The 22,720-nt window shown below is 55.2% G+C and carries 14 protein-coding genes and 1 pseudogene; 7 read left to right on the top strand and 8 right to left on the bottom strand.

Features of this window, described 5'->3' with window-relative positions; all coding sequences use genetic code 11:
• Nucleotides 1–330: 330 nt before the first annotated feature.
• The 5 genes from istB to FFH21_RS05065 form a co-directional block, all read right to left on the bottom strand.
• Complete coding sequence (gene istB, locus FFH21_RS05090; RefSeq protein ID WP_011167363.1) at nt 331–1,134, bottom strand: IS21-like element ISPsy20 family helper ATPase IstB; 804 nt, start codon at nt 1,132–1,134, stop codon at nt 331–333.
• Complete coding sequence (gene istA, locus FFH21_RS05085) at nt 1,127–2,626, bottom strand: IS21-like element ISPsy20 family transposase (protein ID WP_102136187.1); 1,500 nt, start codon at nt 2,624–2,626, stop codon at nt 1,127–1,129. Before istA ends, istB begins: the two co-directional genes overlap by 8 nt.
• Nucleotides 2,627–2,729: 103 nt before the next feature.
• Nucleotides 2,730–3,167 carry a hypothetical protein gene (locus FFH21_RS05075; protein WP_205417098.1) on the bottom strand — a complete coding sequence of 146 codons (438 nt, stop codon included), beginning with the start codon at nt 3,165–3,167 and terminating at the stop codon, nt 2,730–2,732.
• 182 nt (nt 3,168–3,349) lie between these two features.
• Nucleotides 3,350–4,417 carry a type IV toxin-antitoxin system AbiEi family antitoxin gene (locus tag FFH21_RS05070; protein ID WP_230383609.1) on the bottom strand — a complete coding sequence of 356 codons (1,068 nt, stop codon included), beginning with the start codon at nt 4,415–4,417 and terminating at the stop codon, nt 3,350–3,352.
• A 325-nt stretch (nt 4,418–4,742) separates the two neighbouring features.
• On the bottom strand, nt 4,743–6,161 hold the full coding sequence (locus FFH21_RS05065; protein WP_011167837.1) for a mannose-1-phosphate guanylyltransferase/mannose-6-phosphate isomerase: 1,419 nt from the start codon (nt 6,159–6,161) through the stop codon (nt 4,743–4,745).
• Between the two features lie 278 nt (nt 6,162–6,439).
• On the opposite strand from FFH21_RS05065, the gene FFH21_RS05060 reads away from it, so the two are divergent.
• Nucleotides 6,440–7,588 (top strand): glycosyltransferase family 1 protein, encoded by a 1,149-nt coding sequence (locus tag FFH21_RS05060; RefSeq protein WP_004661782.1) that lies wholly within the window; start codon nt 6,440–6,442, stop codon nt 7,586–7,588.
• A 46-nt stretch (nt 7,589–7,634) separates the two neighbouring features.
• Here the strand turns inward: FFH21_RS05060 and FFH21_RS05055 are convergent, their stop codons facing one another.
• From FFH21_RS05055 to FFH21_RS05045, 3 genes are read right to left on the bottom strand one after another with little or no spacing between them, the layout of a single operon-like run.
• Nucleotides 7,635–9,041, bottom strand: a complete 1,407-nt coding sequence (locus FFH21_RS05055) for a TolC family outer membrane protein (protein ID WP_041924451.1) — start codon at nt 9,039–9,041, stop codon at nt 7,635–7,637.
• Entirely contained in the window at nt 9,038–10,360 is a 1,323-nt protein-coding gene (locus FFH21_RS05050; protein WP_011167835.1) for an HlyD family type I secretion periplasmic adaptor subunit, read from the bottom strand. The genes FFH21_RS05055 and FFH21_RS05050 overlap by 4 nt, the downstream gene beginning before the upstream one ends.
• A gap of 13 nt (nt 10,361–10,373) precedes the next feature.
• A complete protein-coding gene (locus FFH21_RS05045) occupies nt 10,374–12,137 on the bottom strand; it encodes a type I secretion system permease/ATPase (protein ID WP_011167834.1) in 1,764 nt (587 codons plus the stop codon).
• A gap of 805 nt (nt 12,138–12,942) precedes the next feature.
• On the opposite strand from FFH21_RS05045, the gene FFH21_RS05040 reads away from it, so the two are divergent.
• The 6 genes and pseudogenes from FFH21_RS05040 (at nt 12,943) to FFH21_RS05015 (ending at nt 22,642) form a co-directional block, all read left to right on the top strand.
• Nucleotides 12,943–13,761, top strand: coding sequence for a hypothetical protein (locus tag FFH21_RS05040; protein ID WP_019741939.1), 819 nt, complete (start codon nt 12,943–12,945; stop codon nt 13,759–13,761).
• A gap of 62 nt (nt 13,762–13,823) precedes the next feature.
• Nucleotides 13,824–15,302, top strand: a complete 1,479-nt coding sequence (locus FFH21_RS05035) for a DUF4214 domain-containing protein (RefSeq protein WP_256667934.1) — start codon at nt 13,824–13,826, stop codon at nt 15,300–15,302.
• Between the two features lie 146 nt (nt 15,303–15,448).
• Nucleotides 15,449–17,894 (top strand): annotated as a pseudogene (locus FFH21_RS05030) (glycosyltransferase family 2 protein).
• Complete coding sequence (locus FFH21_RS05025; protein ID WP_230383612.1) at nt 17,894–20,341, top strand: glycosyltransferase; 2,448 nt, start codon at nt 17,894–17,896, stop codon at nt 20,339–20,341. Before FFH21_RS05030 ends, FFH21_RS05025 begins: the two are co-directional and overlap by 1 nt.
• Before the next feature lie 26 nt (nt 20,342–20,367).
• Nucleotides 20,368–20,946, top strand: a complete 579-nt coding sequence (locus FFH21_RS05020) for a transcriptional activator RfaH (RefSeq protein ID WP_011167828.1) — start codon at nt 20,368–20,370, stop codon at nt 20,944–20,946.
• 241 nt (nt 20,947–21,187) lie between these two features.
• The gene (locus tag FFH21_RS05015) at nt 21,188–22,642 is read left to right on the top strand and encodes a hypothetical protein (RefSeq protein ID WP_011167827.1); all 1,455 of its coding nucleotides are present in this window, start codon (nt 21,188–21,190) and stop codon (nt 22,640–22,642) included.
• Nucleotides 22,643–22,720: the final 78 nt, after the last annotated feature.

Genomic DNA, 22,720 nt, shown 5'->3' with positions numbered 1-22,720 from the left:
TTGCATGCGATTGCACGAGCATGCAGCAAGAAAGCGACTACGCTGGTGTATATAATTTTTGGACAGGCAGTTTTTAGGTGTATACGATGAATGCATCCTGTGAAAACCGAGTCATCCAATGCTCACCGACGCTCACTGCCGGGCTGCAAAAGCCAAAGACAAGCTGTATTGTTGGCGCGGATTGAAAACTGACCCACCCTGCCGATTGAAAATTGACCCAGGATGGATTGCTGATTTTTGCCCCAGCAATTGTGAATAAGCTTAGCAGCAGTGTGCCGATTCAAGACGCATCAAGCCCCACCGCATGCAGCAGGGCATTTATGGTGCGGATCAAAATGGCTCATCGTCCTCGATATCATTTCCGTCCTTTCGCTTTCGTTCGCGTGTTTTGATCTTTGTCTGGGCAGCCAATGTGCTGTGTTGTAGGCGGTAGGACTCGTTGCCCGTTTCGACGATGTGGCAGTGGTGTGTCAGCCGATCCAGCAACGCGGTGGTCATCTTGGCGTCGCCAAACACACTCGACCATTCCGAGAAGCTCAGGTTGGTGGTGATGACCACGCTGGTGTGTTCGTACAGTTTGGACAGCAGGTGAAATAACAGGGCGCCACCGCTTTGGCTGAAGGGCAAATATCCGAGTTCATTCAGTATCACCAGGTCTGTGCGCAGCAGTGCCTGGGCGATTCGCCCTGCCTTGCCATCGTACTTCTCACGCTCCAGCAGATTCACCAGATCCACCGTGGAAAAGAAGCGCACGCGTTTGTTGTAGGCCGTGATTCCGGATACAGCCAAGGCACTGGCCAGGTGTGTTTTCCCGGTGCCAGGGCCGCCGATGAACACGACATTCTGCGCGGTTTCAGTGAACGCCAAGCTGGATAGATCGCTGACCAGCCGGGCATCAGCGCTGGAAGCGCTGAAGTCAAAGCCAGCTAAGTCACGGTGCATGGGGAGTTTTGCCATGTTCATCTGATGATTCACCGAGCGCACCGCGCGATCCGCATGTTCCTGCTGAAGCAGATGTTCCAGCAGCCATTTCGATGAAGCCGTCGACGCTGTTCCTTGAGAGACCAGTTCTTCCCAAGCACTGGCCATGCCGTGCAGGCGCAGTTCTTTGAGTTCAGTCATTAGGTCACGCATTGCGATTCTCCTCATCGGTCGTACGGAGCCGGTCGTAGCGTGCTGTATTGGCAACCGGCGCCACTTTGAGTTGCAGGCTGGTTTCTACACAGGGAGGTGGTGCGGTGGAGGTCAGGCGGGCAACGACATTGAGGATGTGATCGGCGCTCAGACTTCCCGATTCAAGTACCAGCTCCACCGCCACCAGCACTGGTTCGAGACCGGCGATGGGCACAGCAGCCAGTACCTGCATCATGATTCGATCACCGTTGGTGTGACGCCTCAGTCCGCGTTTAAGAAGCTGTAACGGTTTTGGCAGATCAGCAAATGGAGCGCCATTGCGCAGTGCACCAGGCTTGCGTTCGATGAGTGGGATGTAGTGCTGCCAGTCAAAACCGACCTGATCTCGATCAAAGAGGCGCTCGTGACTGGCGATCACCGTTTCGTCGGCAATGACCACGATTCGCGAAGGGTACAAACGGCTGCTGACCCATTGACCCACACGCTCGCAAGGCACCGAATAACGATTGCGCGCCACGCTGATCAGGCAGGTGCTAGAGACACGGACGGTGCGTTCCACGTAGCCATCAAAGGCCGTCGGCATCGGCATCATTTCAGCCTGCTCCAGCTCCAGGACTTCTGCCACCGTCAAACCGTTGTACTGCGGATGTACAAGTTCAGCCCAGAGCGTACGACAGCGTTGGCCGAGCCAGACGTTCAGCTCCTCGAAGGTATGGAACATGCAATTTTGAGCATCGAGCCAGATTCGCCTCCGGCTGTCTTGCACGTTCTTTTCGACGATGCCTTTCTCCCAGCCAGAGGCCACGTTGCAGAAGTCCGGATCGAACAGATAGTGCGCGCACATCACGGAAAACCGGGCATTGACCGTGCGGCCTTTGCCTTTGTTAACCTTGTCGACAGCCGTTTTCATGTTGTCGTAGATGCCGCGACGTGGCACGCCACCCAACGCTCCAAACGAACGTGTATGGGCATCAAACAGCATCTCGTGGCCTTGACTGGGGTACGCAACCAACCAGAACGCGCGACTTGCGCACAGCTTCATATGGGAGACCTGGATACGTCGAAACAGGCCACCGATCAGCAGGCCTTCTTCGCTCCAGTCAAACTGAAAGGCCTCACCGAGGGCAAAAGTCAGCGGTACAAAAGCGCGTACAGACTTGCCTTGCTCGCACCGCCAAGAGCGGACAAACGCCGTGAGCTGGCTGTAACCGCCGTCATAACCCTCGGCCTTGATCTGCTCAAAAAGTGCCTTGGCGCTCCTACGGTTGTGTTTTGGCCGGAACGAATCAGCCTTGAGCGCCTGCTCTAAGGTCTCGTGAAAAGGGTTGAGCTTATTGAAGGATGCGCACCGTTGGTACGCTGGTTGATTGGCTTCGGGCGCTCTGACCCATTTTCGGATGGTGTTTCTCGACAGCCCGGTACGCTTGGCTATCTGATGCAGCGAGAGCTTGTCGCGGAAGTACATCCGCCGGATTTTTCCCAACATTTCCATGCTGATCACCCTGTGTTCTCCTGCTCAAAAAGTGAGCAGAAGCAGTTGAACACCTGGGTCAGTTTTCAGTCGGCAGAACAGCCTCTACTGGGTCAGTTTTCGGTCAGCGGCAACACACATGAATCAGGTCGGCGGCATCTTTCCTCTCATGACGTTGATCCAGGGCCAGCGCTTTCAAAATTACAAATGCTGGCACGTCTGCGTATCGCACAATATCTACCGACAAACCGTCACCGTCCAAAAGCCGGGCAGCAATCTCCCTCTCCTGATACCAGTCGTGGACGATTCGCGCGTGCTTGATTGTAAGCGCCGATACTCTTTCCCCATCAACGTTGATGAGCCTGCCGGGGGCCTCATCACCTGCATCCCGGAGAAGCTCAACGACTACCTCGATATGGTCATTGACCTTGCGACGCCAGCGCCAGGATGCGGTCTTCCCCTCTTCGACCCAGCGATTGAAACCACGTGCATTTAGCTGCTCTGCAAGGCTAGCGTATTCGTTGCCAGCAGCCAGTACTTCCAGACTCAACACAATATCCACGTCCGAAGTCCCCGCGTGCATCGGAACATCTGGCGGGGTCGCTGGAGTGAGATAGCGAGGAACAAGGCCTCCGACGAGTCTCAGGGTTTCCTTCAAAGTTCCGAAGGCACTCAGCAATGTAAGCAACGTCCTCTCGCACGCAGATGTAACGTCTTGATCATATCCAGCCGCTGTACGAGGCTTCAGTTCCGTTGCCATAAAGACTCCAATTGTTCTCTGAGATGGTCGGCCAGTTCTTTGTTTCTACCACGGCCGTCCAACAGGTCCAGGTACAGGATGTAGGCACTGGCAAAAAATGCAGGGTGGTCTGAATGTCTATATCGGTAAAGCAAGCTCGCAGGTTCGCGCTCGATGAGCGTGACATTCGCGCCTTTGCTGACTGACTTGAGGCCCAGCACGTCAGCCATCCTGTCTGCGTAGCCTTTGGGCACAATGATTTCTGCACCTTCAGTGCTGGTCAACAACGGGGCAACAACATTCGCAGCAGTTGCTCCGGTAAACGCCCATGGAAAATCAATCCTCTGGTCGTCTATCCGATCTGCCAAGTCAGCCAGCATGTGCTTGGGGTTTTCAACGAATGTGTACCATTTCGTCTGTTTCTCTTTGCGCTCTTGCCATTGCTCAGCCCAAGCGTGCAAGAGCTTTTCGGGGCGAGTGAGCATTCTGCGCTTGCTCGGCCCTCCACCAGAAGATTCCACCCACTCACGCAACGTCAGCTCCTGCAGGACGACAGAGCAGGTATACGAAGAAGTTTCAGCCTGCTCGGCCAGCTCCGCGCCTGTAAGCCATACGTTGGCATGCATCAAAAGTGCATGAACCACGCTCCCACGTGCGTCGGTGAATATATCTATGCCATTTGAGTATTTTTTCAGGCGCTTGGAGGGCTTATCGATACTGATCAGCCAGGTCTTGTGCTTCAGATAAAGGCTGCCTCCCAGATCGAAGTAAGCTATGTTTTGAGTTTTCAATTCTTCCCTGGCTCCAGGGCTTAGCGAACCGGCAGCAAGCATCCCAACAGCGTCGTAAGCATGATCCTGATAGCGCATGCAGTTATTGAGCGCCCATACGGTGTCTCTGATGTCTCGTGGGTAGACATCTCTTTTGACCTCTACATAGACCAGCAAGGTTTTGTAAGGGGTTTGGATCTCAATCAACCCGTCAGGATCGGACTCAGTGCTTGAGGAAAATGGCAATCCCGACTTATGTCGCACCTCAGCATCAGGACCCAACGCTTCTTCAAGGGTTTTCACCAGCTCCTCTAGAGCATGCCTCTCGAACTCGTACCTGCCAGAATGTTGAGGGTGATATTGATCCATAACCTTAGCCTCCTACGCCTCTTTAGCTGGACAGCAAAAATTACCGAATTAGCTAAACATTAGGAATAATTCTAGCATTAGCTGTTCAGCTAACAAAGGCCTAAAAGCTAAAGAAAATCTTATGGTCACCGGGAACGCGTTTTTGCATCCGCCGCTCTTTTAACCGCCAAGACATCAAAACATTCCCAAACCAAACAAAAACGCCCCACAAGCGAGCTTGCGGGGCGTTTTGCCAAACGTGGAGCGGTGCCTGAGAAACTTACTTCTTCAGACGCCCGTAGCGGTCTTCAAAGCGGACGATATCGTCTTCACCCAGGTACGAGCCCGACTGCACTTCGATGAGCTCCAACGGCACCTTGCCGGGGTTGGCAAGCGAGTGTTTGACGCCCAGCGGGATGTAGGTGGACTGGTTCTCGGAGAGGATCAGTTCCTGATCGTCGCAAATTACCTTGGCGGTACCCGATACTACGATCCAGTGCTCTGCGCGGTGGTAATGCATCTGCAGCGACAGGCACTCGCCCGGCAGCACGCTGATGCGCTTGACCTGATAGCGCTCGCCGAGATCGATCGTGTCGTAGTGGCCCCACGGGCGGTTGACCAGTGGATGAGTGACGAACTCGGGACGCTCTTCTGCCTGCAGACGCTTGACCACGTCCTTGACCTGCTGGCTGTTGTGCTTGTTGGCGACCAGAACGGCGTCCTTGGTTTCGATAACGATCAGGTCCTCGACGCCAACAGTGGCAACCAGTCGATGGTGCGACTGCACCAGGCAGTTGCGCGTGTCGATTACCATCACATCGCCTTCCAGGCGGTTGCTATTGGCATCATGTGGGCCTACATCCCAGATCGCAGCCCAGCTGCCCAAGTCGTTCCAGCCAGCGTCCAGCGGTACTACCAGCCCGGCAGTGGTGTGTTCCATGACGGCGTAATCCACTGACTCGTCAGGGCACAGGGCGAACTTCTCGGACGAAACGTGCAGGAAATAGCTGTCGGCTTCGGAGTTTTCCAGCGCTATACGGCACGCAGACAATATGTCGGAACGATGCTTGCGCAGTTCGGCCAGAAATACCGAGGCACGGAACATGAACATACCGCTGTTCCACAGGTAAGCACCCGAAGACAAGTATTCGGCGGCCATTTCCGGCGATGGCTTTTCCTTGAAGGCCTCAATGGCGAAACCGCCCTCGGCAATCGCATCGCCGCAGTGAATGTAGCCAAAACCGGTTTCAGCGTGAGTCGGGGTGATACCGAAGGTCACCAGTCGGCCTGCCTCGGCATGTACCTGAGCAATCTTCACCGCTTGTCGGAAAGCTTCTTCGTCATGGATGTGGTGGTCAGAAGCCAGCACCAGCAGAATCGGGTCGGTGCCGTCGGCAGTTGCTTCCAGCGCGGCCAAAGCGATAGCTGGAGCAGTGTTTCGAGCCAGTGGTTCAAGAATGACGCGACGGCTGGCCATCTTCGCCACACGCAATTGTTCGGCGACGATGAAACGGTGATTTTCATTACTGACCACTACCGCAGGAGTGTGCTCCAGGCCATTGAGCCGGGCCAGTGTGCGTTGAAACATCGTTCCCTGATCCTGACCATCTAGGGCAAGAAACTGCTTCGGGAAACTCTGCCGCGACAAAGGCCATAACCGCGAACCGTTACCGCCAGCCAGAATTACAGGGGTGAACATAGACGCTCCATTCTTGGGCCACAAAGGCGTAGCAAAGGCCGCATTATCCGGGTGCTCCAGCAGGTATGCAACATGAAGGCCACTACAATATGCATAACATTCAGCAACTCCCTCGCCGCGACCATCCTGCACCCCGTGCGAGCCGGGCTTACCCATGTTAGTCTTCGCGCCCGATTCCGTACCTGCCTTTATATATCCACCGCACGCAAGCGCAAATTTGCTGCCTGAGTACGCCATTGAGAAGTGATGCAATTGATCGACATCGAGAACAACAGAACATGGATATAGGCTTGAGCTGCACGGTCTGGGCAAACGGCGAGCGCGCCGGGCATCTGGACGGCATCGGCATCTATTCCAGAGCCCTGTGGCAGAGTCTGGACAGGCTTGGTCAGACTGAAGATATGCATGTGAAGCCATATGCCTTTGGCCATGACCTGCCAGTCATAGACTGTGGCAAACCGGAACAGCTGGCCAGGGATTACCGCATCCATGCGGTGCTCAGCGGTGTACTCAAGCTGCCATTGAGCAACTCGGCGAACATTGCCAGAAACGTGCAGCTCTTCCATGCCACTGACCACCAGATCCCGCTGATCAAGGGCGTGCCTGTAGTCGCCACAATCATGGATGTGATTCCGGTGTTGTATCCGGAATGGATCAAGCAGGACCTCAAACGCCTGAAAAGCTGGCTGTTCACCACCAGCATCGAGCGCGCCGAGCACATCATCACCATCTCCGAATACAGCAAGCAGGACATGGTTCGTCACCTGGGCATTGCGCCAGAACGCATCAGTGTCACGCCACTGGGCGTGGATCCTGTGTATTTCGAGCGCATCGACACTGCCGAGCGTGACAGAGTGCTGGTTACACACGGCCTCAAACCTGGCTTCTTTCTCGTGGTGGGCACCCTGCAACCTCGCAAGAACCTGCAACGCGTGCTTGAAGCCTTCCAGCAACTGCCCGCGCAGGTGCGCAAAGAGCACCCGCTGGTGATCGTCGGTCGTGACGGTTGGAGCAACGAAGAACTGCTGCCGCAGCTTGAGGCCTTGCAGCAAAGGGGCGAAGGCCGCTGGCTGAGTTATCTGCCACAGAAAGAAGTATTGTCACTGCTGCAAAGTGCCGGGGCGCTGGTGTTTGCTTCGCTGTATGAAGGGTTTGGTCTACCGGCTATCGAAGCGTTCGCTGCCCAGTGCCCACTGATCGCATCCAATAACTCTTCGCTGCCGGAAGTGACAGGCGATGCCGCCTGGGCTGTGGATCCGCATAACGCCGACAGCATCAGTGCCGCAATGCTTGACGTGCTGGAACGGCCTGAAGAACGTGAGCGCAAGGTGCAGCGCGGGCTGGAGCGTGCGCGTCACTTCAGCTGGGATGCCTGCGCGCAAAACACGCTCGACATCTATCGCAAGGTACTGGCAGCGCGCAAATAGCGCGCCTGCCGCCAGTACGCAGCCCTGAAACGTGCCGCTGGCGCGATCAGGGCTTCTTTTTCAGAGCAGATTCGGCTGCTTTCTCGACTGCCGGGTTAGCCCCGCCCAACCACACATTGACGCTGTCGACACTCTCTTGCGGCGGGCGGCCAGCCCATCGGTTGAGAATAAACAGGTTGGTGATGAAGTCGTATTGGGCCTTGAGCAAGTCACGCCGGGCCTTGAACTCGTTCTGCACGCTGGTCAGTACGTCGACCGCGTTAACCACCCCGTAGGAAAATGCTTTCTGCGCAGCAATGCTCGACTGTTCTGCAGACGCCAGCGCATTCTTGTTGGCGCGGATCTTTTCGACGCTGGAGAACGCTGTCAGGTAAGCGTTGGTGGTTTCCTTGACGACCTGGCGACGCACGCTCTCGACGTCCTGCTCGGTGGCCAATTGCTCGTTGTACAGGCCCCGCACACGCGCTGACGTCGACCCGCCACTGTAAATAGGCACACGCACGCCGATGGTAGCCACATAACTGTCGCTGCGCGGCGAAAGGGTGTTGTCGTAACCCACGTCACTTTGCTGAGCGCCCAGAGTGAAGGTCAGGGTCGGGTAATGCCCGCCCTTGCCTTCGCGCACTGCCGCATTGGCAACGTCCAGACTGCTTTCCCGCGCCTTGAGCAAAGGGTTGCTGTCGATAGCTTGAGCCACCCAGGTATCCATGGACTTGGCAGGCGCCTGCAAGGCGATATCGTTTCTGATCCGGCTCAACGGCTCGTTGATCGGGCGACCGACAATTTCCGAGAGCCCGGCACGGCTGAGCCTGATCTGGTTGCGAGCATCGATTTCCTGCGCTGCAAGCAAGTCGACACGGGCCTTGAGGTCCAGCAAGTCGGTCACGGCAGCCATCTTTTTGTCGTACATCGCACTGACGCGATCCAGGCTTTTTTGCGTCGCCCGGCGCTCGGCCATGATCAGCTCAAGCTCGTCATCGGCAGACAGCGCCAGGAAATACCGCTTGGCTAGATCGACGGTGGCCTCAGCCTGAGCATCTTCTGCCTGATGGCTTTTCTGCTCCGTCGTGCTTTTGGCTTTCTGATACGTTTCCCAGGCCTGCTTGTTGTACAGGTACTGGGTCAGGTTGAGCGAGTAGCTGGAGTTGTTGTAGATCTCGCGCTCTGTCTCGTCCTTGCGCAAAATGCGGTTGTAGCTGCCGTTTGCAGTAACCTGCGGCAACAATCCACCAAACGCGTCACGCTCGCTGTCCACTGCGGACTGAGCGCGCAGATAAGCAGACAGTACGCGCGGGTCTTCAAGCCGCGCTTCACGAAACAGCGCCATCAGATCAACCGAGTACGCCGAAGCGCTGGTAACTTGCGGTGCAGCAGGCTGAGTGGCGTCTGCCTGGGCCTGCGCACTGATCAGACCCAGGGAAAAAAACACAGGAACGAAGCGCAGCACGATCATTCCTCGATCATCGATTTGATGAAGACGCTGGAGGCCGGTTTCATCAGGTATTGGAGCATGGTCCTTTCACCGGCGTTGATCAGCACTTCGGCAGGCATGCCCGGCTGCAACTTGCGGTCGCCAAGGCGCTTCAAACCCTTCTCGGTAAGTTTTACCCGTACCAGGTAATAAGGTTCGCCAGCATCATCTTTCAAACGGTCGGCAGAGATACGTGTCACCACGCCTTCTATCACAGGAGTCGTCGCACTATTGAATGCACTGAAGTGGACATCGGTCAGCTTGCCAATTGAAATCCGGTCGATGTCGTTAATAGCAACATGGGCCTCTACAACCAGTTCGGAAGATTCCGGCACGATATCCAGCAACGGCGTGCCAGCACTGACAACACCGCCGACGGTATGAACCTTCATGTCCAGTACCATACCGTCTTCAGGGGCTCGAATGACCACGCGAGACAGGCGGTCCTGCAGCGCTGTAGCGGTCTCCTGCAAATCGAATACCTTGGCCTGCACATCGCTCAACTCTTTTGCCACTTCCGAGCTGAAATTCTTGTTCAACTGGATGATCTGCAGTTCGGTTTCGCTGATCTGCAACTGAGTCTTGGTGATGGTCGATTCGAGATCCGCCACCTCGGACTTGAGCATGTCCAGCTTGCGCTCCTGTTCAAGCAGCCGTTGCTTATCAACAAAGCCCTGGGACAGCAGATCCTTCAGTTCGGTAATTTCACTGCTGTAGGATTTTTCCAGGCTGACCTTGGTACGGATCATGTCCCTGAGACCAATGATCTGCTGCTTCAACTGCCCAATGCGTTCGCGCTGTACCGATATCTCGGTCTGACGGGAGTTTTTCCGGGTTCTGAATACCTGCTCTTCGCCTTCGATAGCCTCTCTGGCCCGCTGACTGTCGGTACCGCTGATGGTCAGCGGCGGAATCGAGGACAGTTCGTCGCGCTCAGCGCGCAGTCGCGCCTCCCGAGCCTGGGTGGAAATCAGCTGATTACGGGTCGACTCGTATTGAGAGCGTAGTTGAGAGTCGTCCAGCACGATCAGTGGATCGTCCTTGTGAACAGTGTCGCCATCACGAGCCAGCAGCTCTTTGACGATCCCGCCTTCCAAGTGCTGAACCGTCTTACGATAGCTTTGCACCATCACGACACCGGAGCCGTAAACCGCATTGCCCAATGGAGCCAGTGCCGCCCAGGTACCGAACAGGCCAAATGTAACCAGCACGATTGCCACACCAACCCGGCGAATACCCCGATCGGAAGTAGGCATGTCATCAGAGTGCGCGTCGAGCGTGGATATTGTCTTAATGCTCATTCATGAATTCCTTTCACGCGCCAGGTTGCGCAGGTTGCGCCGGGGCAACACCGGTGGCTGCCGGAGCCACTCGCTGCTGAGCCTGCTGAGCCTTGGCCTGTTGCTGTGCCAGCTCGGCAATGACCTGGTCACGCGCACCGTACAGGGTGATGGTGCCAGCGTTCATGACCATGACCCGGTCAAGCCGCGACAGAATATTCGGGCGGTGGGAAACGATGAATACTGTGGCACCTGACTCTTTGATCAGTTGCAGGGCGACACTCAACGCGCGCTCGCCAACCTCATCAAGATTGGAGTTGGGCTCATCGAGCACAATCAATCGTGGGCTGCCATAGAGCGCGCGAGCCAGACCGATGCGTTGACGTTGCCCGCCAGACAGATTCGCGCCGTCACCGCCAATAACGGTGTCGTAGCCGTCGGGCAGTTGCAGGATCATTTCATGCACACCAGCGGTTCGCGCAGCCAGAACGACCTTCTCGGGGTCCACCTTGGTGAACCGGGCGATGTTGTCGCTGATGCTGCCCTCAAACAGTTCGATGTCCTGCGGCAGATAACCCAGGTGCGGGCCCAGCTTCTGTTTGTCCCAGGCACTGATGTCGGCACCGTCCAGGCGCACCGTACCGTGCTGTGCAGGCCAGATGCCGAGCAGAGCCCTGACCAGTGTCGACTTGCCCGCGGCACTGGGGCCGACAATACCGACGATGGTGCCTGCTGGCGTAACAAAGCTGATGTTGCGGATCACCGGAGTTTTTGCGTTAGGAGGTGAGACCACCAGATTTTCAACCTGAATGTGTCCTTCAGGATCAGGGAGTGACATACGGTCAGGCTCGGCATGCAGCTTTTCGAGCGTCTCGTTCAAGCGGTTGTACTGCACGCGCGCAGCCACAAAGCCTTTCCAGCTCCCAATAATCTGATCGACGGGAGAGAGGGCACGCCCCAACAGCAATGAGCCTGCCATCATCAAACCAGGATTCATTTGATGAGTGATGACTAGATAAGCCCCCAAGGCCAACATGATCGACTGCGACCAACTCCTGAAGGTCTTTGATATCGAGGTAACTATGCCGCCCTTGTCACTTGCGTCAGACTGCAGCACCAGCACCCTGCGCTGGCGCACACCCCAGCGAGCCATCAAGGTGTCAAGCATCCCCATCGACTCAATGACTTCCGCGTTACGAAGGTTTTTGGTGGTTACGAGATTGGCAACCATGCTCTGCTGATTCGCTTCTGCCAGCGCCTTACCGGTGAAACGGTGGTTCAGATAAGCAAGTATTATGAGGACAATTGCAGAACCGACCGTCATCCAGCCAAACCAAGGGTGAAACAGGAACATCACGGCGGTGTAAATAGGCAGCCAAGGCGCGTCGAAAAAAGCGAAAAGGCCATTACCGGTAAGGAATTGCCGTAGTGAAGTAAGATCGTTCAGCGACTGGGCAGACGCATCAGCACCACCGCTTCTCAACGCTTTTCTGAAGCTGGCGCGATAAACGTCTCGACTGAGCAGGATGTCTAGCCGATTGCTGATACGGACCATGATTCTGGAGCGAACCCACTCAAGCGCGCCCATGGTGATCATCAGCACGGTCAGGATCAAGGTCAACATGATTAAGGTTGGAACGCTACTGCTGGGCACCACCCGCCCAGAGATCTGAATCATGTAAAGCGTAGGGACCAGCATCAAGGCGTTTACAAACAGACTGAAGAAACCGACTGAGATAAAGCTGCCTTTGCAAGCCTTGAGGGCTACCTGCAAATTATTTTCGTGTGAGCGACTCATAGAATCCGTACTGATGAGAAAACGGTAAACGCGCGGCAGTGTAGCACCTGCTTTTGGCGCAACTCAGCATTAAAGCGCCATCAAAATACGCAAAATGCAGCCAGATACAAGTGAAGGTTTCTTAAGCGTCAAGGTGCAACAGCCCTCGACACTCAATTGCCGGATACCTATACATTTACCGAAAGTTCAATTTTTTAACAAGCAAAACAAATAAAAGTGTGCATTGTAGAAACTGTCATGCAGGCAATAGTGCCTTGGCGACTTTATAAGTTGCCCTTTGATAAAGCCTATATAAATGCACCCAAGCGGTGCAGTTTCAGGCTGGAACGATTCATGTCCAGCTGCGCCGAGGATTGTAGAACGATCCCATTATCGAGAACCGCTTGAAGCGACATATGACTGACTGAATAAAGCCGTCCACCCTTTGCAGCCTCTGAAAGGCACGGACACATCTTGAATCAGTCTGATCGAGCATATGAAAAGATCCAAAAAATCTAAGGCATTCCGCTACCTATCGATCAAGCTGCTGCACCTTTGGGTGGCATCTAAGCGTCAGAAATTTCCCACAATCAGCGACGAAAATTCATCTGATTCAAATTGACTTTTCCTACCAAAGGACTAATCTCGCAATCTGGCCAGCACAGAGCCACCAATCCTATGTAGTAGTGCCCGGGTAGCGTGTTATCAGCCTTGTAAAAGGACTAACGGTATAGCCGCTCTGGATAAGAAGGAAGCTTGTTGGGTGCAGTCTCCAGAACTTGATGGACTAAAGATCAGCTCTCGCGTCACGCTGCTCGAGCCGGGAATGTATATTTTCCGCTATGCCTCGCAGCCGCCCGCGGACAAACCTGTGTGCATTGCACTGCAGCAAGCACCGCTTGGTAAGGGCTCCATTGATTTCTTCCCGGCTGAAGGCGTCAGCAAGAACATGCTGACCCGGCTTGGTGACACCATAGTTGCACGCGTTAAAGGCGGTACCACTACCGTTCTGATTACCGAATACCATATGTTCGACGCAGTCATCGATCCCATCGACTTGCGTATCGACCGAATCGACACCTCCACTGCCATCATGCGCAATTTCGCTATCGTTGCGACCGCAGAGCCGAGCGCGGCGATTTCATCAAGCCCAATGCCTGTTGCGCTGAAGCTGGTTGCGCACCTGCAGGGTGAAGGTGACGTGGTGTCTACGGAAGGCTGGGCGGGTGAGCCTGACGGCTCCAGACGCCTTGAAGGTTTTTCCATTCTATGGGGCGAAAAGCCAGCAGGCGTGGATCTGGTCTACACCAGCACAGTGGCCGGTTCAGGCCCTAGCCCAAATGTCGCTACAGGCGCCTTCACCGGCACTCGTGGCAAGTCTTTGCCTCTGGTCTCGGCAGGTTTCAGCCTGGTAGGACCCAATCAGCATTTTTACGAATTGTCTGGCCACCTTGTATTCCGCGGCGCTGCGCCGCAGGTCATCGTTGCCAACCAGATGATGTACGGCCCCACTGGCAAAGAGCCCCTGGTGGCGTTACACATTTGCATCGCACCCGCTACGAAGATGAACGCTGCCCGCTATAAGTCTCCGTGGGAAAACTCTGCATTGACGCAGAAAATCAGTAGCACAGGCCAGAAGGCTTGAAGTAACAGGAATTTCCCATGCAATAAGATGCCCCGGTAACCGCAACCGAGTTCAGCTCGTTCTTGACCGCTACCAGCCTGACCGACAGCACCACTGCCGCAATCAGCACTCTGCTGGCTCTGGACAGCGCTTCCACTGTAAACCTGGCTAGCTGGGAAGGCGTGAACCGCCTGGAAGTCCCTACTGGTCAAACCGGTACTACCGACGTTATCACCGGCACCATCGCTGGTGCACGTGGCGACCTCGTTACCCTGAATGTTACCGCTGAAGTGGCTGCTGCCAAGGCAATCATTCTGGACAGCCAGGCCAACCTGAGCGTCAACATCACTCCGACCCTCGCTACTGATGCTGCTGCCGACGTTTCCTCGCTGGCTCGCGTTGCTGTTTCTGCTGATGCTTCTGCTACCACTCAGTTCCTGCTGACCACTGGTTCGGGCGACGACGTAATCATCGTCAATGGCGATCAGAACAACTACATCGACGCTGGTGCTGGCAACGACACCATCATCACTGGCAACGGTAACAACACTGTTATCGCTGGTGCTGGCAACAACAACAACAACAACAACAACAACAACAACAACAACAACAACAACAACAACAACAACAACAACAACAACATCATCACCGGCAGCGGTAATGACACCATCGTTCTGAGTGGCACCAACCACGCAGACGTCGTCAATGCTGGCGCAGGCTTCGACGTTGTACAGCTGGACGGTTCGGTTGCTGACTACAGCTTCAGCACTGGCAACAACTTCAACGTCAACCTGACCGGTGCACAAGCTGCATCGATCACTGGCGCTGAGTTCCTGACTTTCGTCAACACGACTACCAGCGCTGTTGAAACTGTTGTCCTGGCACAGAACGAGACTGAAGCTTCGGCTCTGCGTCTGTTTGAAGGACTGCTGGGTCGTGACGCAGATCTGGGTGGCGCTCAAGGCTTCGCAGCCGCAGCGAATTCCGGCACATCGTTGACCGATCTCGCCAACAGCTTCCTGAACTCCGCCGAGTTCATCGGCGCTTCTGCCGTTGCACCTATCAACACCCTGTACAACGAGCTGCTCGGCCGTACCGCTGGTGCAGACGAAAGTGGGCTGGCTGGCTGGCAGGCATTGCTGGCTAACGGCAGCTCCCTGGCTGACGTAGCGGCTGGCATCGCAGGCTCTGTTGAAGCACAACGCTTCGATCAGTCGAACGGTGACTTCGTTCGCGACCTGTATACCGCTGCATTGGGTCGTAGCGCTGACCAAAACGATCTTGATGGCTGGGTTTCCCTGCTGTTCAACGGCACCAGCCTTGCAGAAGTGGCTCAAGGCATCGTAGGTTCGCAAGAAGCTGCACTGAAGGCAGATAGCGATTTCGTCGACAATCTGTACCTGACAGCTACCGGTCGTGCTGCTGATGCACCAGGCAAAGCCGGCTGGATTAACGTTCTGAACAACGGCGGCACCCACGCTGACGTTGCTATCGGCATCGTTGGTTCGCAGGAAGCAATCGCACATAACGACAACGTTATCGTGCTGCACGGCGCGGTGTAACCAGCCCCGTCGTTGTTACAAATACACCCGGCCGCAAGGTCGGGTCGTATGCAAAAAGGGGCGACTTTCGGGTCGCCCCTCTTTTATTTTTAAAGTGAACACGCCAGCTTATGTCCAGACACCTCGACCGTGGGCGAGAAACGCTCATGGATACGTTCCATCGCCATCGCCAGGCCGATGAGCGTGGCCTTGCCGCCATGGCACTCGAGTGTGCGCTGCAAACCCCTGAATACCGTCCGGAAGCACTTGTCTGGAAAGGTATCGAGGCCCTGCCGCAGGACCCAAAGCTTGCCTTTATTTATTTGCTCAACGCCGCCCACGCCTTTCATTTGCGTGCAGACACTCATGCCTTGCTTGGGCGTAGCATCATTGCCGCGGGCCACTCGTCACTTGCCAACCTCTATCTGACCAGCGCCTGGCAAAAAATGCCTGAGGACCCATCGCTGCGCATGATGCTCTGGCAGGCGCGTAGCCAGTCAGAGGTGCCTGAAGACCTGCGCCGCATCATTCTGGCTCACCTGCCTGACATCACCGCTGCCAACGAGCTGGCTTTCGTGCTCCGCCTGCTGGCCGCGCAAACCGGATTGCCCGGCACAATAGGTGTGGTCCGCTACCTGCCTGACGCGCAGGAAATTCACGGCTGGGCAATCGACCTGAACAACGTGCACACACCTGCCTCGTTGCAACTGGAAGCCAATGGTCAACTGATCAACATGCTCGCCAGCGCGCCGCACCCTTTGCTGACCGCCGCCGGGTTGCCTGCCACTCATGGTGGTATTCGCATCAAGGTGCCCAACGCCACGCCGTCAGTGCAGGTGCGCTTCGATAATGGCACCGCGCTGCTGGGCAGCCCCGTCTCGGCGATGCCGACATTCGTGGCACCGCCCGCGACGTTGAAGGTGGGCGACAAACAGCCGGTGGACGTACTCATTCCTGTCTACGACGGGCTGGCAGAAACCCTTGAGTGCATTAATAGCGCACTTGAGGCACGCAAACTCAATCGCACGCCCCATAGGCTGGTGGTCATCGAAGACGCAACGCCGGTTCCCGCGCTGCGCAAAGCCCTCAAGGTGCTGGCGGGCAAAGGCAAGATTACGCTGGTACAGAACCCTATCAACCTGGGCTTCATCCGTAGCATGAACCGTGCGATGGCACTGAGCCCGCGGCAGGATGTGGTCTGGCTGAATGCCGATACCCGTGTGCATGGCGATTGGCTGGACCGTCTGCGCAACGTAGCGTACAGCGATGAAGCCATCGCCTCGGTCACACCGTTCACCAATAACGGTGAACTGATGAGCTTTCCAGAAAGCCGTTTCAGCCACCCGATGCCCAGCGCACCAGAACAAGCCCGACTGGATGACCTGGCCCGGCTGACTGACAGCCCGGCCATGGAGATCGAAACCGGCTGTGGCTTTTGCCTGTATCTCAAGCGCGAGGCTCTGAACAGCGTTGGCTATCTGGATGAAGTCGAGCTATTACGCGGTTACGGTGAAGAAACTGACTGGTGCCTGCGTGCACGCGGCCTGGGCTGGAGTCATGTAGGGGCGCCCAATGTGTTCGTCGCGCATCAGGGCGGAATTTCATTCGGCGCTGAAAAAGCGCTGCGAGTGGCGCACAACAACGCCATTCTCAAGCGTCGCTATCCGGACGCCTCATCGCGCTATGACAACTTTTGCCTTCGCGACCCGATCAGGCCAGCGCGCCAGGCCTTGCAGCGCGCGCGTTGCGCAACTGGCAGAACAACTGTCGACGCCGCAACTGAAACAACTGCACATCGGTAACCGTATAGCGCCGCAAGCCCCGTTCAGCCTGACTTGGCGTAACAAGGGCCAGCATGCGCAGGCTACCTTGCACGCCAGCGTTTTACCGCTGGCCTTCAGCCTCGATTACCAGTTACCTGCCGACAACCAGCAACTGCTGGAAGACCTGCGCAGCCTGCCGGTGGACGAGCTGATCTATCAAAATCTTGCCAACTGCCCGGTCGAGTTGTACGCATTGGCTGCACAGCTTGAGAAGCCTTACCGAATCATCTGTCGTGACGACGAGCTGCTCAAGCCAGACAGCCACTGCAAGCAGGAAGATTTCGCGCGCAAGGCGCAGAGCATCCAGTTGCCATGGCGAGCCCTGCGCGAGCGTTACGCCGCCGTTCTGCCACAGGCCAATATTCTGATAGGGCCAGAGCCGCAAAAGCTGGCAACAAACGACACTGCGCCGAGCACCCTGCTGATTGCCGACAGCCTTTCAGGTGCCGACATTGCCGAGCAATGGCTGGAACTGGGCAGACGCATCACACGCGAAAAACTGCCGTTGGTGGTGCTGGTTCCGGGTGACAATCCATGGGTTAAACCGCTGCTCGCCACTGGCGCAATTCATGCGTTACCCAACGCGCAAGGCCTGAGCCTGGCCGACTGCGTCCTGATCGCCGGATGTACCGCCGCGCTGAGCCTGGAACAGAACCCCGGCGCATCGTGGCGCGCTGCGGATCTGGCCGCCGAACTGGGTCTGCCGCTGTACGCAGTACCAGGACCGGTCGCCCAGGAAGCTGGAGCATTACCGATCAACACATTACCTATTTCAATGAGTCGGGCATGATGTCAGAACAAATTTTGGGTGAATCCGACCCAACCGGCCAGCCCGTCAGCACTGCCTGCTTCAGTGGCACCATTACCGGACTGTATGGCGACGTGCTTCAAGGCTGGGCGCTGGACACCCTGCAGCCGGATGAGCGTCTGGTCGTTGAAGTTTACATCGATGGTGCCTGCGTCTCGTTGGTACGAGCCGACCAGTTTCATCCCAATGCCGATGCGGGTGATCAATTCCACGGCTTTGGTGTACAACTGCGCCAAAGCTGGCTGGAGGATGCAAAACACATCAGCGCCCGAGTGGCCAATAGCGATTGCTGGCTTGCCGGTGACTTGCAGCTGCCCACCACGCCCAGCAAAGAGCCCGCACCGATCGCGTCTCAGGTCTGGCACAGCGGCGGGTTGCGTATCGGCGGCTGGTCATGGGACCCGGACGCGCCGCAGCGTCATGTGCAAATCACAGTCCGTGAAGGCAGCCGGGTACTTGGCCAGGTTACTTGCGATACCCATCACCAGGCACTGGTTTATCGCGCCACCAGCGACCACGGCTTCAGTTTTGATCTGCCTTGGGAACTGGCCGACGGCAAACTGCATACGCTGGACATCGAAAACGATCTCGGACATACGCTTTCCGGCAGCCCGATAACCCTATGCTGCTGGCACGACGGGCTGGAGGGTTTGCTTAAACAGCATGACCGCGCACCCACCGAGCAAAATCTGGAATTGCTGACCCAGGTTGCAGCGGACCAAGCACTGCGCCTGCCGAAAAGCGCGGGCTTTCATCATTACCCGGAATGGTTTGAACGCTTCCGGCCTGCGGCACCGAAAGACGATCAGACACCGCAGTGCAGAATCGGCCTGCTGTTGATCAGTCAGGGCGACGCCACGCTGGAAGCTGCCAGCCTCGCCAGCCTGAAAAACCAGCCAACAGCGCCTCATCAGCTTGCCAAGGCAGCGCCGAGCGACGTGCTACCTGCGCTTAAGCAATTGCTGGAGGCGGGCTGCGACGCCGTGGTTCCGCTAGTGGCCGGTGATCATCTTGGCCCCTACGCGCTGCAACACCTCGGCGCACTGCTTGCAGATGGCAGCGCCTGGGGTTATGCCGATTGTGATCGGGATGGCCCGCAAGGCGAGCGCAGCCTGCCGTGGATGAAGCCCGTGTGGGATCTCGACCTGTTCATCGGCGCGGATATATTCACCCCCGGTGCAATCTTCGGCGCTGCGATCATCGACAAGGCACTGGCCTTGTTACCTGCAACCGACGCCCCGCAAACCCTCGATTGGCATCACCTGAGCGCAGCCATCGCCCTGGCCACTGAAACCAGCCAGGCCACGGTAGCCCATTTGCCACAGGTGCTCTACCACCGCAGCCAGTTCGCACCGGCCAGCCCGGAACAGGCAGAGCCCTCAAGCCCACGCCTGAACGCGATTGCCTGGCTGAGCGAACGCCTTGCACCGGGTGCAGACGTCACGCAAGTGCCGAACTTCCCGGCACTGCTGCGCACGCAGTGGCCATTACCGACCACCCTGCCCCGCGTCAGCCTGATTGTTCCAACCCGAGACCAGTTGGGACTGCTGCGTGCCTGTATCGAAGGGCTACTGACCGCGACCGATTACCCGGAGCTGGAAATCATCGTTGTCGACAACCAGTCCAGCGATCCGCAGACCCTTACTTATCTGGAGCAATTGTCTGAGCGCGGTGTAAGGGTTCTGCCCTACCCTCACCCGTTCAACTACTCAGCGATCAACAACTACGCCGTCACTCATGCCACAGGCGAGCTGATAGGCCTAATCAATAACGACATTGAAATCATCGAAGCAGGCTGGCTCAAGGAAATGGTCAGCCAGCTAGTGCGCCCAAATGTCGGCGCAGTGGGGGCCAAACTGCTGTGGCCCAACCGCATGGTGCAACACGGCGGCGTGGTAGTTGGCGTCAATGGCCTGGCCGCACACACCGGCAACAACCTGGAACAACGCGACCCCGGCTACCTGGGCATGAATCAGATCACCCGCCGCCAAAGCGCTGTGACGGCCGCATGCCTGCTGTTGCGCAAATCGGTCTTCGACGAGCTTGAGGGGCTGGATGAACAGGCTTTCCCGGTGGCGTTCAATGACGTGGATTTGTGCCTGCGTATTCGCCAACAAGGCTTGAACCTCATATGGACGGCCTTCGCAGAACTCATCCATGCCGAATCCGCCAGCCGCGGCAAAGATCAGACTCCGGAAAAGCGCGCCCGCGGGCAACGCGAACAACAAGGCTTTATCGAACGCTGGTCCCAATCTGGCCAAAGCGATCCGTATTATCATCCGGCGCTGAGTCTGGATTATCTGAGTGGGCCTTATGGGAGGTTGGCGATGCCGCCAAGGAGTGACTCAAAAAGGGACGCTGTTATGGTTCATCGGGCTCCAAAAAGTAGTGAACACACAAATTGCGTAGTATATGTACCATGCAGCTAACGATCCAAAGGTAACTGGCGAGTAAAATGAACTCAAAAACAAGCTCTATGAGCTACGCATATTTGAGGGATCAACGCGCTACGGATAGCGAATCACTAGGCCTCTTTTCCGAGAAGCCTAAACGTTCGCTGCTGGAAGAGGAACCTAAAAAAGAATGGTATTTAGTTCAATGTAAATCAGGACAAGATAGCCGCGCAGAAGAAAACCTTACTGCTCAAGGCTATGCCAACTTCAGGCCAACAATAAATGCCTCAAGCGAAAGCAGAAGCGTAAATACTAAACACAACTCGCCTTTATTCCCAGGTTATCTATTCATACACCTAAGTGCGAGCGACAATTGGGCACCTGTACGCTCAACCAAAGGTATTTTGACTATCGTCAAATTCGGCGGACGTGCCCACGCTGTAAGAAATGAGATAATTCAGGATATAAAGACGCGAGCAGAGTCTCTAAATTATTCTCACTCATCGCACTCGGAAAAAGACTCTGCCCCGTTGGATAATCGCGGCAGTGAAATAAGCGATATTTTATCTGCCAAGAGCCACGAAGAACGAACGCTACTATTGGTCGGCTTTCTCCAACGGGAAAGCCTGAACAAAACATAACAGCCTTTTAACGTGGGCTTATAAAGTTAAAAAATATAAAGCATCAAACTGCTTTATATTAAACATACAGGCCCTGAGCAGAAGGGCTTGTTTTTAAATGTCGTCAGGAAAGAACGATAAATCCTGGGGCGGTAGCGTACCAAAAGGGCACGCATTTAATATGTATCCATTAATTGGCAGCGCCTTTAAAACTTGAAAAAAATTAGAGCCAACAGCCAATCAGGAAAGAAGGCACAGACACATGAAAACAGATAGTAGCTTTCCGTTAATTAGCCAGTTACATGAACTTCAGGAGGACTTCGAACGACTATTGCTTACCGAAGAAGCGAAATCTTCCACGTTGGCCAGCTTAATATCTGAAAAAACGACACTGGAAAAACAGCTCAATGCCCTCGTAAATAAAGAGCCTCAGAAAGTGGCCTCCGTATTCTCACAGAAAAAGCATGATTCCGAGGTAAATGATCTCATTTCAGAATTGCATAACCTGCAGGAGCGCTTTGAGCAATTGACGTTGCTTGAACGTGAAGACACTGAAGCCGCAGAATGGAAATCTCAAAAAGTAGAGATTAAACATAAGTTACATATTGTCGCGATAGAACAGCAACAATTTCAGACGATGCTAAATGAAAAAGAAAAAGAAAATCAGCAGCTATTGACTGCTCTGCACGAGGCTCACGAAGAGCTGGAGCGTTCTTTTATTGCTCAAGACATCATTGATGCCGGGCAAAGACGTCTGAATCGCTTGCTTGAGCGCAATCCAGAATGGTGGGAATTTGATACGCTGGAAATATCTCATTCCGTAATTGATGATGACTATCAGGTTGCTCAGTGGCGACTTACTGACGTTAATCTCGACAATCGCTTGATTTCCGAGCTTTGCTTCAGAACAGTTTTATCAAACGGCATTGTAGGTATCATTATCCAACGGGCAGATAAATCAATGTCTGCACCGCTGGTGCGTTGGCCCATCATCTATGCGCAACACAAAGAGCTTCCATGCGTAGCGTCCAGAGCGTGTGACGCACCCGGGAGCGACAATGTGTTTAACGTGCTGGGGGCCTCTGACTGGAACATGATAAAAGCACTTGTAGTGCGGCTCATCGATCTGTTGAGCCATCCAGAGGATAGCAGGCTCCCCGAAGGGCTGGATGTTGATTACCTGAAAAATGGGCTTATCGAGTTTAAAACTATCCTGGCCGAATGGCCTAATGTGCTTCGTTATGACACGATTGAGCTGTACGACTCTCTAGAGATAGGCGATTACCATAGCATTGGAATTCGTCTTAAAGCCCTGCAACTGGGTGACTGTTCATGGGCGGATATGGACTATCGACTGGCCACTGTTAGCGAACCTGGCAACGCATTCGATCAACACCCTCGCCTAGAGTTTCCAGAAAAAACTTCCGAGGTACTGAGAAGTTGGTTTGCAGAAAGTAAGGACGAGCGTAGCGATCGACTGGAGCTAAGTTTTGCTCAGCCGAATATGATAGATACCCGGGTCTGGAACGCCTTGGACGGAGATGATCGACTCACCATCGTCTGCCTGATCGCCAGCCTTGATACCCAGATGATGGAGCTTCAACAGAAATACCTTTACGAACGCAGTGATTGGCAGTCATGGCGACATCTTGGCAGCTCGATAAAAGCTATTCTTGCCCGCAAAAGCACTGAGAGTCAAAAGTTGCAGAAAGCCTGATGCTTACTTGTATGCGCTTTTCGGAAATCATCAAAATAATGTGACAAATATATCAAGGAAGATCTATATATACACCAA

The sequence above is a fragment of the Pseudomonas sp. KBS0707 genome (genome assembly GCF_005937945.2).
GTDB lineage: Bacteria > Pseudomonadota > Gammaproteobacteria > Pseudomonadales > Pseudomonadaceae > Aquipseudomonas > Aquipseudomonas amygdali.
This window is presented reverse-complemented; position numbering and strand designations above follow the sequence as displayed.